Consider the following 12,666-nt stretch of genomic DNA (forward strand, 5'->3'; position numbering starts at 1 on the left):
ATGGGGCTGTGGCAGACTGGCCAGGCACGTCAGCCAAGGCGTTGCGGAGCGTAGGCAAGTGAACGATGCCGCCTTTGAGAGCTACGGCGTGAGCCACAAGGGCTGCGTGCGCAACCACAATGAGGACAGCTTCCTGGTCGAGCCGCAGATCGGCCTCTGGGTGGTGGCCGACGGCATGGGCGGGCACGAGGCCGGAGAAGTCGCTTCGGCAAGCATTGTCGAGCATCTGGCGACGATCGGCATCGCCAGTTCGGCGCCGGATCTGCGCGCCCGCTTTGAGGATCGGCTGAACCGGGCGCATGCCGAGATCCGCCGGATTTCGCGCTCACGCGGCGTGACCATCGGCTCCACCGTTGCCGCACTGCTGGCCATGGACGGCAGGTTCGCCTGCCTGTGGTCGGGCGACAGCCGCGTCTATCTCGTGCGCAACGCCGCGATCTCGCAGATTTCGCGCGACCACACCGAGGTCCAGGAACTGCTCGACAGCGGCGCGATCAGCGCGGCCGAAGCGGAGAACTGGCCGCGCCGCAACGTCATCACCCGCGCCATCGGCGTCAACGACGAAATCGCCATCGACTTCCAGCAGGGAGAGACCCTTGCCGGCGACATTTTCATCCTCAGCACGGACGGGCTGACGGCGCATGTCAGCGACGCGGAAATTGCGGCAGCAGTGCTCTCGGCAGCGCCGCAGGCTGCCTGCGAAAAGCTGCTTACCATGGTGCTCGAGCGCGGCGGCACCGACAACGTCACCATCGTGCTGGTCAAGATCAGAGACAAAGGCAATGGCCTGTCCCGTGCAGGAGGCCAAGACCGATGAGCTCCGACGACAAGACCCGGCTATTGCCCAACATGGCGGATACCAGCGTCGGCACGCAGCTCAGCGGCATCTACGAGCTCGACGAACGCATCGCGTCGGGCGGCATGGGCGAGGTCTATCGCGGCCACAACATCCAGACCGGCGATCATGTCGCGATCAAGATCGTGCTGCCGGAATTCGCCCGCGACCAGACGATCCTGTCGCTGTTTCGCAAGGAAGCCTCGATCCTCAACCATCTGTCGCATGACGCGGTCGTACGCTACCACGTCTTCACCATCGATCCCGGCATCGGGCGGCCCTATCTGGCGATGGAATTCGTCGACGGCCAGTCGCTGTACGACGTCATGCGCGGCGGTGCGATGGCAACGCCGGATGTGCGCAAATTGTGCCACCGGCTGGCCTCGGGCCTCAGCGCCGTGCACCAGGCCGGCGCCATCCACCGCGATCTTTCGCCCGACAACATCATCCTGCCGGGAGGTCGGGTCGAGCGGGCAAAAATCATCGATTTCGGCATTGCGCGATCGGCGGCGGTCGGCGGCGAGACGCTGATCGGCGGCAAGTTCGCCGGAAAATACAATTACGTCTCCCCCGAGCAGCTCGGGCTCTATGGCGGCGAGGTCAGCGAACAGTCCGACATCTACAGCCTGGGGCTGGTGTTGGCGGCGGCGCTGCGCGGCAAGCCGATCGACATGGGCGGCTCGCAATACGAGATCGTCGAAAAACGGCGGACCGTGCCTGATCTCTCCGGCATCGATGCCGATCTCAGGGACATTGTCGAAGCGATGCTGCGGCCTGACCCGGATGATCGACCGGCCAGCATGGCCGAAATCGCCCGGTTGACGCGCGACGACAGCGACGCGACCTTGCCGCCGGCATCGCTCGCGCCCCGGCCCGGTCTGCCGCGAACCGGGCAGACCGCAGGGCCTGTCTCGAAGGTCGGGGACTCGCCGGCCCAAGGCTTCGGTTCGGCCCCGCCAAGCGGCACGGCGGAGCCGTCTTTCGTGCCGCACGTGCGCCCGGCGCACCTGTCGCAGCCGAAACCGGCTGCTGAAACTCCCAAGCGAGCAAGCACACCGCCGAAGCGTGCTACTACAGGCAGAAATCTGACGATCGCGGTGCTGTCGGCGGTGGCCGTGGTATCGCTTGGAGGGCTCTATGCATCGGGTATCGTGGGATTCGGAGACCGGCCTCGCGTCACCGACACCGGCAAGCCGCTCCAACCCGGACTGACAAAGCCGACCGTCGCTGACAAGCCCGTTCCGGACACTGCGCCGGTCGAGAAGATGGTGCCAAAGCCGCAACCAGCGGAGACTCCGGCTGAAGATCAGGCCAAAGCGCCGGTCGAGCCGCAGCCGACGCCGCCAGTCGCGTCGAGCGCTACGGCCCCGCAGCCGGCCGAACCAACCGACAAGACCGTTGCGCTGCAACCGCCATCCGGCCCGTCGCAGCCCGGTGCCGCGAAGAACCCGGAGCTTGTCAGTCCGCCGGTAGAGCCCAAGGCGACAGCGCCAGCCACGCAAACACCTGAACCGACGGCCGAGGCCCCCAAACCCACAGCACCGACGCCGGAACCCACCGCTCAAGCGCCCGAGCCCAAGGCGCGGGCGCCTGAACCGACCGCGGAGCCTAAGCCGAGCCAGCCCGATATCGCCAGCGGTGAGCAGGCCGACAAGCCGGCAGAGCCCGACATTGCCATGAACGTGCCCAAGCCGGAGGTGCCGCCACCGGCCGATGCGGCCGCGGAGCGGGTCACCTGGGTACGCGCCTTCAATGGTGGTGATTGTTTTTTTGCGACGGTGACGTCGGCCGCTGACAAGGGTGTCGCGATCGAGGGCTTCGGCACGTCGGTGCCACCCTTCGAACAGTTGCTTGGGGAATTCCAGGCGAAGTTCCATGTCGAGCCGGATATCAGCGTCCGCCTTATCCAGCCCCCGCAATGCGGGATCACCGGCTTCCTGCGTTTCATGGGCGCGAGCACGGCCGACAGGCCGCAGCTTGTCCTCGACCAGACATCGGTGCCGGACGGCTCGCCGATCGACGGCACGCTGGTGACGCATGGCGGGCTGGTGTCGAGCGTGTTCCTGATCGACCACAGGGGCATCGCCTTCAACCTCGACGACCATGTTGTCGTACAAGCCGACAAGGCGACCTTCTCGATCCCGATCGGGCTCGGCGCCGCCGACAAGGCGGCTGGCAAGGCGTTGCCGCAGATCATCATGGTGATCACCGGGCCGCAGGACATTAAGGCGGCGGACTTCACAACGCCGACGCCGGCCTCGGTGCTGTTGCCCAGGATACTCGACGAGATCGGCGCCAGGAGTTCGGCATTTTCGGCGACCGCCAAATATTTCCGCCTCGGCGGGTAGCACCGACGCCGATGCAACGCCGTCGCCGTGATCCCGTCCTGCTTGCCCGGAACGTGCGGGTGAAGCTCGCCGCGAGCGCGGTCGCGACGCTGTTGCTGGCGCTTCTTTCCACCGGGCAGGCGCGCGCCGAATTCACCGTCTGCAACCAGACGCTCGACGTCGTCAATCTTGCCGTCGGCCAGAAGGTCGACGATGCCGACCAGACCGATGGCTGGTGGACCATCGGCGCCAATCAATGCGTCAACGTCATTCGCGAGGAGCTGACCAACCGCTACATCTACATCTACGCGACGGATGTCTTCGGCCACGCCATCCTGGCAGGCTCCACCGACATGTGCATCGAGCGGCGGCGGTTCTCGATCCGTGGCATCGATGAATGCTGGCAGCGCGGCCATATCGCGGCGAAGTTTCTCGAAGTCGACACGCAGGAACAGGTGCGCTGGACCTTCTTCCTGACCGGAAGCGCGCCGTGACGCACAGCATCGACACCAGCTTCAGAGCAAAGAAGCAGGCGCGCGCCGCGCTGCGCAGGCGCAGGATCTGGATCGGGCTGGCGGCTGGCCTGGCGACAATCGCCCTTGCCGCGATTGCCACCGGCTTTTATTTCACCGCCGACTACTGGTCGTTTGGCGACGAGGACGAGGAACTGCACGCCGTCGAAGGCTCGGACGACGTACCGGCCGACGCATCGGTCTATGTGCCGGCCATCATCGACCTTGCCGGCGACCCGATGTGGATCACACTGGCGCCGGAGGCCGGCGCCGCCAAGAGCCGCGGGATGCCGCGCCCGACGGAGCTCGACCAGGCCGGCATCTCCCCTCAGATCATGGTTCTCTCCGACGTGATGCTGAGCGCCAGCGAAAAATTCATGACGACGATCCCGTCGACGCAAGAGGATTTCGCTTTCTTTCAGGCGCAGCGGAAGACCGCGGTCGCGCCACCCGCCGAACCCAACGATCCGCAGAATGACCTGCAGAACGATCTTCAACCATCGCCCGGCGCGGACGGGGCTCCGGCGGCCTCCGGCCCAGCTCCTGACCCGCAGACCGCTCCGGGTGCATCGGCGGCGGCCGATGACCCCGAGGCCGGCTGGGGCGAGACCATCGATGAGGGCGAAGCAGCACTCCCCGCCTTTCAGAAGACACCGGTCGAAAACAACACCAGCGTTGCCACCGTCAGCTCGGAATACCAGCGCTTCGAGGCGACCCAGGACATTTTCGTGAAAATCCTCAACGACCGCAGCCTGGACAGCGTGGCGCTCGATGCGCATTTTTCCGCCGACGACGCAAAGCTTGCCGGCGAGGGGCTGAAGGCGCTGTTCGACAAGGACGGCCTGCAGCCTGGCTATGTCGTGGCGATGCGCGGCTTCAGGCCGACGCGCGAGACCACGACGATGTCGCTGATGCAGGTCTCGATCTACGCCAGGAACGTCTTTGTCGGCACGCTGACACGCAACGCGGCCGGCGCCTTCGTGTCGGGCGTCGACCCGTGGGTGCGCGAGGACCTGTTCAATTATTCGGGCGCCGAGACCGAAGGCACGCAGAAACGGCAATACCGCCTGCTCGACGCGATCTACTCGACGGCGGCCCGCAACAATGTGCCGAGCGGCATCATCGGCGAAGCCATCATGTATCTGTCGCGCGGACAGGATCTGGATGCTTTCGCCAGCGAGGACCAGCGCCTTGTGCTGATCTATTCGCAGACGCCGCGCGGCAAGAACGAGACCGACGGACGGGTGCTCTATGTCGGCATCCAAGGCACGCAAAAGAGCCTCGATTGTTTCGTTTTCCAGCAGAGCGACGGCCAGTTTTCCTGCGTCTCGGGCGACGACCAGGTGCGCTCGCTGACGGTGGCCAAGGGCATGGTGACGCCGGTCAACGGTGTCATGACGTCGACCTTCGGGCCACGCAAGCATCCGATCCTGGGCGTTGTTCGCATCCACAAGGGCGTCGACTGGGCAGCACCCGTGGGGACCCCGATCGCCGCAGCCTTCGACGGCGAGATCATCTTCCAGGGCGACGGCGGCGGCTACGGCAATGTGGTCAAGATCGCCCATGGCGGCGGCCGCGAGACGCGCTACGCGCATATGTCGAAATTCGCCATTGCCAGAGATGTCGGCACCAAGGTGAAGGCCGGCGACATCATCGGCTATATCGGCACCACCGGCCTGTCGACCGGGCCACATTTGCATTTCGAACTCTATCAAAGCGGTCAGGCGATCGATCCGCTCGGAACAGTGACCGCTGCAATCGCCGTCACTTCCAGCGATCCCGCCGTCGAAACGCTGACCGACCGTATCGTCCACGTCGAATCGGGCGGTAGCGCGCGGGCCAAGAACCCGCTGTCTTCGGCGACAGGCGCCGGCCAGTTCATATCCAAGACCTGGATCCGGATGATGAACACCTATCGTCCCGAACTGGCGCGCTCGCTGTCGACCGCAGACCTGCTCGCTTTGCGCTACGACGCCACCATCTCGCGTGAGATGGTGCGCAATCTGGCGCGCGAGGGCGAAGCCTATCTCAAGGCGCGTGGCCACCAGATCACCGCCGGCCGGCTCTATCTCTGCCATTTCCTCGGTATGGAAGGCGCCCATCAGGTGCTGGCGTCGCCGGGATCGGCGCAGTTGAGCGCCGTGCTCGGCTCGTCCGTTATCCAGGCCAACCCGTTTCTTGCCGGCAAGACCGCCAGCTACGTCGTCGACTGGGCGGAACGGAAGATGGGCCGCAAATTGCCGACGCCCGCCACCACCGATGCGGGCCAGCAGACGACGACGGAAGTCCGCCAGACATCGCCGGAGTTCGAAAAATACAAGCAGGCGATAACGGCACTGGTCGGCTCGATCCAAAATACTCTTGAGCCGGGCTAGAGCTGGCAGTTCGCCCCGGCTTTCGCCAAGCCGATTGGTTCTGAGGCCGGCGAATGATATGTTTGCGGATATTGGGAAGGTTTTTGGGTCCTTGTGAACCAAAACTGTGGCTGGGATCACATACGCCCAACAGCCATTTTGGCAGAAGCGATACAGTCGCTGGTGAAATTTAGCATGCGCAGCCATCAATAACGCGCCCCATTGGGGCGGAGGGCCGATCCCATGAAAGCGTTTGCCGTCCTTTTGAGCGGATTTTTTCTGTTAATGCTGACCGCGCTTGGCACCGTCCAGGCGGCGGCGCCGGATGCCGGTGGCGTCAAACGCGTCGCGCTGGTCATCGGCAACAGCAAATACGTCCATGCCGTCGAATTGCCCAATCCGGCCAATGACGCGCATCTCATCGCATCGACGCTGCGCAATGCCGGCTTCGAGGTGATCGAGGGCGTCGACCAGGACAATGCCGGCATGCACAGCCTGATCAGCAAATTCACCGAGCAGTCCTACGATGCCGACCTCGCCGTCATTTTCTATGCCGGCCACGGCATGCAGGTCGACGGCAAGAACTTTTTGATCCCGGTCGACGCCGAACTGACGTCACCTGCCTATCTCAAGACCCGCACCGTCCAGATCGACGACTTCATGGCCGCATTGCCACCCGACCCGGCGGTCGGCGTCATCATCCTCGATGCCTGCCGCGACAATCCGCTGGCACGCACACTGGCGGCCGCGATGCCGAAGACCCGCTCCACCGCGCTGGGCACCGGCCTGGCGCCGATCGACCCTAAATCAGAGGGCGTCGGCACCGGCGGCATCCTGATTGCTTATGCCACCGACCCGGGCGCCATCGCCTTTGACGGCAACGGCGTCGACAGCCCCTACTCGACCGCGCTCGCCAGGCACCTGACCGAACCCGGCATCGAGATCCAGAGCGCGCTGACGCGGGTGCGCGGCGAAGTGGCCGAGACCACGCAAGGCCGCCAGCGGCCATGGCACAACGCATCGCTGGGCCGCGAGGTTTTCCTTGGCAAACCGGCCGCCGAAGCCGTGCCGGTGGCAAAACCGGCCGCCGACGACGCGAACGCCGCGACAGCGCCCGCCCCTGCCCCCGTCACCAGCGAACCGCCTTCGTGGGAAGTCGAGCAGCGGCTTTGGGACGAGGCCTCGAAGCGCAACACCGCGCCATTCTACGAAGCCTATCTCGAACAGTTCCCGAATGGCCGCTTCGCCACGGTGGCGCGGCTCAACATCGATGCGCTGAACGATCCGAAAGCCCAGGAACGGCAGGTGGCAGCGCTCGATGCCGACGAAGCGAACTCGGGTTCTGCCGTGCGCACCTCGGTCGGCATTTCGGACGACATGAAGAAGGTGCTGGGCACCGAGGCGACGGAGAACGCGATCGGTCTCGATCGCCAGGGCCGCATCGACCTGCAATTGCGCGTCGAGGCGCTGGGCAACGAGCTTGGCCGCGTTGACGGCAATATCGGCGCCAAGACCCGGCAAGCGATCGGCGACTGGCAAGAGGGGAACGGGCTGCCTCCGACCACCTTCCTGACGCGCGAGCAACTGGCATTCCTGGTTATCCAGACGGATCCGATGATGGAGGCCGTGCGTGCCAAGCATGAGGCCGACCAGGCCGGCGTGGACAAGCCGAAAAAACAGATGGTGCAGAAGGCCCGCACGCTGAAGCCGGTGGCGGAAAAGCCACGCAAGAAGCAGTACGCCCAGAAGCCGCGCCGACAGCAGCAGTTCGTGCAGAAAAGGCGCAACCGGGAGGTCGTGCGCGAGGATGAGCCGCCGCCGCGGGACAACAATGATTTCCTGACCAAGGCGCTGATCTTCGGCACCGGCGTAGCGGTCGGCGGCGTGCTCAAGAACTGATCGATCACATCGAACGACAAAAACGCCGCGTGTCCGTTGGACGCGCGGCGTTGATGGCCGGAAAACGCAGCCGGCGACGCTACTGCGCCTTGATCCGCATCTCGACCCGGCGATTGACGGGATCGTAGGGGTCGGGGTTGCGTGGATTGGCCTCGCCGAGACCGACCGCCTTGATGCGGGTGGCTTCGATGCCGTTGGATTCGAGGAAGGCCGTCACCGACTGCGCCCTGCGCTGCGACAGCCCCTCATTGTAGGTCGCCGAGCCGGATGCGTCGGTATAGCCTTCGACGACGAAGGACAGCTTGCTCAGCCGATCGTCCTTCAGCGCCTTGGCGAATTCGTCGAGTTCGCTGCGCGCCTTGGCGTCGAGCTCGGACGAATCCAGGCTGAAATTGATCAGCATATCGAGGCCGGTCTTCTCCGGAGGCTTTTCTTTCTGGCCGGTCTTGCTCTTGCACTCGTCCTCGGTGCCGACACAAATCCCGCGTGCCGCGCCGTGATCGATCGTGCCGGCAAAGAACTTCACAATGTCTTCCGATTTCTGAAGTGGGTCGGCATAGACGTGAGTCGAGAAAAGCACGGTCGCCAATGCCAAGACTGAAATGTGCCGCTGCATAACGGTTACTCCCGTTTCGAGCATCCGATTTTCACTCAGGCCCGATCCATGGATCCGGGCCAACTCTTCCTGTTCGACAATGATCTGTCGAGATCACGGTCGGCTGTGGAATATACCAAACCGTGAGGCGTTTGTCTGTGAACAACGTCATGGACATGTGGTGGTCGACAGACTTGACCCGCGCCTCGCAGGCGGGTTGAGTGAGGGCTGGGGGAGGATAACAGCAGCGATGGTCAACGGGCTTCGATTCCAGACCGCACGCGATCTCTTCGCCGCGAACACGGCTGTCGCTCGGGACATGACGGCCGTTCCGACCGACCAACCCTCGCTCGAGTTCTGCCGCCGGCTGATGGCCGGGCGCATCCCCGAGGAAGCGATTACCTTTTGCGCCTATCTCCTGCCTGACCGGGCCGCAATCTGGTGGGGCCATGAGTGCCTGGGGCATCTGACCGAGCTGCTCGAAGAGCAGGACCTCGCAACGCTGGCACTGATCCAGGAGTGGGTCGGCGACCCCAACAATGCAACCCGCCGGGAGGCTGTCGCCGGGGCGGCGATGACGCAGCAGCACACGCCTGCCGGCTGGATCGCGCTAGCGGCGCAACGGCACATCAATGGCCTGACGCCGCAGACCAACGGGTCAAGGCTGCGGCCGCTGCCGGCTGCGCATGCCGTCAATGCCGGCATACTGGCCGGACTGGCGCGGGTTGCGGTGGCGGACCGTTTCTCCGTGCTCACCGCCTTTGTCGAAATGGGCATCCATCTGGCCGAAACCGAGGCGCTGCGCCGAGCCTGATTGCTCTGGATCGTGATGAGATTTCATTGAAATCTGATCCAACCCATTGTTGGCGGTCTCATTTGCAGCCGTTTTGCGCCCATTTGCCGAGCGCCACCTTGAAGCGCGTGCCCAGCGGGTGTTGCAGGCGCAACACCGAGACATCATTGGTGACGTAGGTCTTGGCCTGGTCGCACAGCCGCTCCTCGGTCCATTGATGACAATTGCTGCACTGGTTGTCCCAGACGGACTTTTCCAGGCCCTCGACCGGACTGAAGTGCGGCTTGCCCTGGATGAGTTGGGCGATGCTCTTGCCGTCGATCGCCGGGTCGCCGAAATTGACCGGAACATCGAAAAGGATTGGCGCGTCCGAGCCCAGCTTCGGAATTTCCTCACGCAGCTGTTCCAGCGCCTGCTCGCCGGCGTCCGTACCCGGCGGATTGGCGGCCGCGCCGGTGCGCGCCTGCGTATCGCCTTCGGGCGCAGCCGGGCCGGAATCGCCGACGATCAGCGGCGCCTTGAGATCGACCTTGTGAAGCACGACATCGGTGGTCAGCGAAACGTTGATCCAGGGCCGCTGGCGTCCGGCTGTGGCCTTGAACACATCCGACGTAACCCGGTTCATCGCTTCGGTGATCGAGACGTTGACCTCGCCGATATGGGCAAGCAGCGCCGCCGAAAATGGCGAGTGCTCGCCCGGTCCGTCATAGGCGAGCTGGTTGGGACTGGCAGCGAAGGCGATCAGCGTGCCGGCGCCGCCATTCTCGATCGGTATTTCGGCAAGGCCGCTGCTTGCCGTGCTGTCGCCGCCGGTCTCCTTGGCAAGCACATCGGCGAGCGGGTTGTCGCGGCAGGCGTCGAGGAACACCAGCCTGATGCTGGTCTCGCGCGACATCTGCCGCAGGATGAAGTCCACCTGCACGGCTTCGAAGTCCAGCGAGGTCTCGTCCTCCAGCGCCGCATCGACAGGCAGCAGGTAATTCCTGCCCGAGACCTGCAGGCCATGACCGGCATAGAAGAACAGCGCGATATCGGCGCCACGCACCTGCCTGGCGAATTGCGCGATCTTTTCCTGCGTCTGCGCCTTGGTGAGATCGAGGCCGGAGACGATTTCGAAGCCCAGCCCCTTCAGGCGATCGGACATTGCCTGCGCATCGTTCACCGGATTGGGCAGCACCGGCGCGTTCCGGTAGTGGGAATTGCCGAGCACCAGGGCGATGCGGCGTTCGGCACTGGCCGCGGTCATGGTAATGGTCATGGTCAACGCAAGCGCCAGCACGGCGAGGCCGATGCCGCGCATGAAGTTGCCGCAACTTGCAATCATGTCCAAACGCACCGGATTCCTTTTCGGTTGACGGGCCTTCTCAGTTAAGGACCGGCTTAGTTGGAGAGCGGCGTGGCGGAGAACTCGATCCGCCGGTTCAGCGCCTTGTTCTTCGGCGTATCGTTCGGCGCCACCGGCTTTTCCTCGCCATAGCCGGAAGCCGTGATCTGCGCCGATGGAATGCCCGCAGCGATGATCGCGTCGGCGACCGTCTTGGCGCGCCGTTCCGACAGGTTCTTGTTGGCCGTCGGCGAGCCGTCGGAATCGGTATGGCCCGAAACCTCGACCTTCAGTTTCGGACATTTGCCGACGACGCCGACTACCTCGGCCAGCAGCGGGCGGCTCTTTTCATCGAGCCGAGCGCTGGCTGGGCGAAAATAGACGGCGCCGGTGCGCGACAGCACCTCGAACCTGTTCAGGCATTCATCGTCGCTGAAGGACGTCTTGCCTGCATCTGTGGCGACCGGCCCGGCATCGGCTGGGGCTGCGGCTGCGACGGCAGGCGCCGCCGCCGGCTTGGCCCCGTCAGCGGTGAAGACGAAGTCGAACGACACCGAAGCCGTCGGCACGATGCTGCTGACATTGGCCGCCTGCTGGAGTTTTTCGATGTTGGGCAACAGGCCGAAATCCTCGACATGCACGGCGACCGGCGCCTCCGAGGCGATCGACACCATGCTGTCGGTGATCATAGTGACCACGACATTGGCCTCAAGGTCCTTGTCGACGCCGTGCAGGCTCAGGCGAAACGGGATATGCGCGCTCATGCGCCGTTTGGTGGCGAGATCGGCAAAAGCGGCGGGATCGACTTTCGCCGTCACTTCCGCCGTCGGGAATTTAAAGGTTTCGAAGAACAGGAAGCGCATGCGGACATTGCGAAGGTCGATACCGGTGTCGACCGAGTTGAGGTCGAACGTGACCTTGGCGGCGCCATCCGATGTCAGCGTGCCCGAGAGGTTCCTGATCTTGTTGGTTTCGACAATGGTGTTCTTCTTCACCGATTGATAGGTGAGTGTCGAATTCGCCGGATCGAGCGTCCAGTGCGGCTGCGCGTTGGCCGCCTGCGGCGTAAGCAGCAACAGACCGAACACCACGACCACCAGAGCGGGCGGACGCCAGCGCTGCGACGACTTTCCATGCCTTACTAATCCGACGACCCCGAACATGCATGTCCCCCGTGACAACACATTTCAGTTGCGATGACGGCGGTCGAACGCCGTGACCTCAGCCAGCATAGAGCGTTAGCCGCGGCTTAGCGAGTAGCGGAGGCGTGATATCGCCGTTGCTTGCTCGGACAGGCCCCGGTTACCGGCTGGCCCACAACGCCCCGCGCTCGAAGATGGTGCGCATTTGCGGCACGGAAAACTCATCCGCCGTGTGGCCGAGCGCGCTGAAGAAGACGCGGCCCTTGCCGTAGCGGCGCTTCCAGACCACGGGCATGACGACGCCGTCGATGAAGTCGAGATGCTCACCGCTGAACGTCGTCGTCGCCAGCACCTCGTTGCTCGGGTCGACATGCATGTAATACTGCTCGGAATGGTAGGCGAAACCCTCGATACCCCTGACGATCGGATCGTCGCTGATGATGTCGACACGGTAGTCGATGATGTCGCCGGGGTGCGCGACCCATTGGCCGCCGGTCATGAACTGATAGTTCGGCTCGTTGCGAAAACTGTCGCCCATTGTGCCGTGGAAGCCGGCAAGGCCGGTTCCGCCGCTGACGGCGGCGGTGAGGTTTTGCAGCTCCGGTTTCTCGATCGTCGACATGGTGATCACCGGCACGATAAGATCGATGACCGGGAGCTGCGGATCGGCGAGCGCGGATGTGCCCTCTTCTATCCGCACCTCGAAGCCATGCCCGGTCAATATCTCGCTGACGACAGCGGCGCTGCGGGCCGGCGTGTGACCCTCCCATCCGCCCCAGAAAATCAGTGCCGTCTTGCTCATGCTCGTCTCTCCTTTGGTCGGCAATATTGATAGGCAAGCGGAACGCTTTTGTCTTCCCTTCCATGACGGGCATTCTGGGACGG

10 protein-coding genes are annotated in these 12,666 nt (G+C 64.0%); 6 read left to right on the forward strand and 4 right to left on the reverse strand.

Features of this window, described 5'->3' with window-relative positions; translation table 11 throughout:
* The first annotated feature begins 58 nt into the window (after window positions 1-58).
* The 5 genes from NKJ77_RS15975 to NKJ77_RS15995 all read left to right on the forward strand — a co-directional run bounded on the left by NKJ77_RS15975 (window position 59) and on the right by NKJ77_RS15995 (window position 7,927).
* Window positions 59-817: a PP2C family protein-serine/threonine phosphatase gene (locus tag NKJ77_RS15975; protein WP_023695276.1), complete on the forward strand. Its 759-nt coding sequence runs from the start codon at window positions 59-61 to the stop codon at window positions 815-817.
* Entirely contained in the window at window positions 814-3,183 is a 2,370-nt protein-coding gene (locus NKJ77_RS15980; protein WP_352535440.1) for a serine/threonine-protein kinase, read from the forward strand. Before NKJ77_RS15975 ends, NKJ77_RS15980 begins: the two co-directional genes overlap by 4 nt.
* An 11-nt stretch (window positions 3,184-3,194) precedes the next feature.
* The gene (locus NKJ77_RS15985; protein ID WP_023667922.1) at window positions 3,195-3,656 is read left to right on the forward strand and encodes a DUF1036 domain-containing protein; all 462 of its coding nucleotides are present in this window, start codon (window positions 3,195-3,197) and stop codon (window positions 3,654-3,656) included.
* The gene (locus NKJ77_RS15990; protein ID WP_352535441.1) at window positions 3,653-6,049 is read left to right on the forward strand and encodes a M23 family metallopeptidase; all 2,397 of its coding nucleotides are present in this window, start codon (window positions 3,653-3,655) and stop codon (window positions 6,047-6,049) included. Before NKJ77_RS15985 ends, NKJ77_RS15990 begins: the two co-directional genes overlap by 4 nt.
* Window positions 6,050-6,313: 264 nt before the next feature.
* Complete coding sequence (locus tag NKJ77_RS15995; RefSeq protein ID WP_023695271.1) at window positions 6,314-7,927, forward strand: caspase family protein; 1,614 nt, start codon at window positions 6,314-6,316, stop codon at window positions 7,925-7,927.
* A 79-nt stretch (window positions 7,928-8,006) separates the two neighbouring features.
* On the opposite strand, the gene NKJ77_RS16000 is transcribed toward NKJ77_RS15995, so the two are convergent.
* On the reverse strand, window positions 8,007-8,543 hold the full coding sequence (locus NKJ77_RS16000) for an OmpA family protein (RefSeq protein ID WP_023682635.1): 537 nt from the start codon (window positions 8,541-8,543) through the stop codon (window positions 8,007-8,009).
* 229 nt (window positions 8,544-8,772) lie between these two features.
* Here NKJ77_RS16000 and NKJ77_RS16005 point away from each other — a divergent pair, with 229 nt between their 5' ends.
* Window positions 8,773-9,336: a DUF6931 family protein gene (locus NKJ77_RS16005; RefSeq protein WP_023735648.1), complete on the forward strand. Its 564-nt coding sequence runs from the start codon at window positions 8,773-8,775 to the stop codon at window positions 9,334-9,336.
* Between the two features lie 58 nt (window positions 9,337-9,394).
* On the opposite strand, the gene NKJ77_RS16010 is transcribed toward NKJ77_RS16005, so the two are convergent.
* The 3 genes from NKJ77_RS16010 to NKJ77_RS16020 all read right to left on the reverse strand — a co-directional run bounded on the left by NKJ77_RS16010 (window position 9,395) and on the right by NKJ77_RS16020 (window position 12,583).
* A complete protein-coding gene (locus NKJ77_RS16010; protein WP_352535458.1) occupies window positions 9,395-10,639 on the reverse strand; it encodes a caspase family protein in 1,245 nt (414 codons plus the stop codon).
* A gap of 56 nt (window positions 10,640-10,695) precedes the next feature.
* Entirely contained in the window at window positions 10,696-11,802 is a 1,107-nt protein-coding gene (locus NKJ77_RS16015) for an OmpA family protein (RefSeq protein ID WP_352535442.1), read from the reverse strand.
* A gap of 139 nt (window positions 11,803-11,941) precedes the next feature.
* Complete coding sequence (locus NKJ77_RS16020) at window positions 11,942-12,583, reverse strand: ThuA domain-containing protein (RefSeq protein WP_352535443.1); 642 nt, start codon at window positions 12,581-12,583, stop codon at window positions 11,942-11,944.
* Between the last annotated feature and the right edge of the window lie 83 nt (window positions 12,584-12,666).

This window comes from Mesorhizobium sp. M0052, from assembly GCF_040323255.1.
GTDB lineage: Bacteria > Pseudomonadota > Alphaproteobacteria > Rhizobiales > Rhizobiaceae > Mesorhizobium.

What these genes read in the sequence shown, in the direction of transcription:
- NKJ77_RS16020 (WP_352535443.1), bottom strand. Translation starts at nt 12,583, where the DNA reads ATGAGCAAGACGGCACTGATTTTCTGGGGCGGATGGGAGGGTCACACG.
- NKJ77_RS15985 (WP_023667922.1), top strand. Translation starts at nt 3,195, where the DNA reads ATGCAACGCCGTCGCCGTGATCCCGTCCTGCTTGCCCGGAACGTGCGG.
- NKJ77_RS16010 (WP_352535458.1), bottom strand. Translation starts at nt 10,639, where the DNA reads ATGATTGCAAGTTGCGGCAACTTCATGCGCGGCATCGGCCTCGCCGTG.
- NKJ77_RS16005 (WP_023735648.1), top strand. Translation starts at nt 8,773, where the DNA reads ATGGTCAACGGGCTTCGATTCCAGACCGCACGCGATCTCTTCGCCGCG.
- NKJ77_RS16000 (WP_023682635.1), bottom strand. Translation starts at nt 8,543, where the DNA reads ATGCAGCGGCACATTTCAGTCTTGGCATTGGCGACCGTGCTTTTCTCG.
- NKJ77_RS15995 (WP_023695271.1), top strand. Translation starts at nt 6,314, where the DNA reads ATGCTGACCGCGCTTGGCACCGTCCAGGCGGCGGCGCCGGATGCCGGT.
- NKJ77_RS16015 (WP_352535442.1), bottom strand. Translation starts at nt 11,802, where the DNA reads ATGTTCGGGGTCGTCGGATTAGTAAGGCATGGAAAGTCGTCGCAGCGC.
- NKJ77_RS15980 (WP_352535440.1), top strand. Translation starts at nt 814, where the DNA reads ATGAGCTCCGACGACAAGACCCGGCTATTGCCCAACATGGCGGATACC.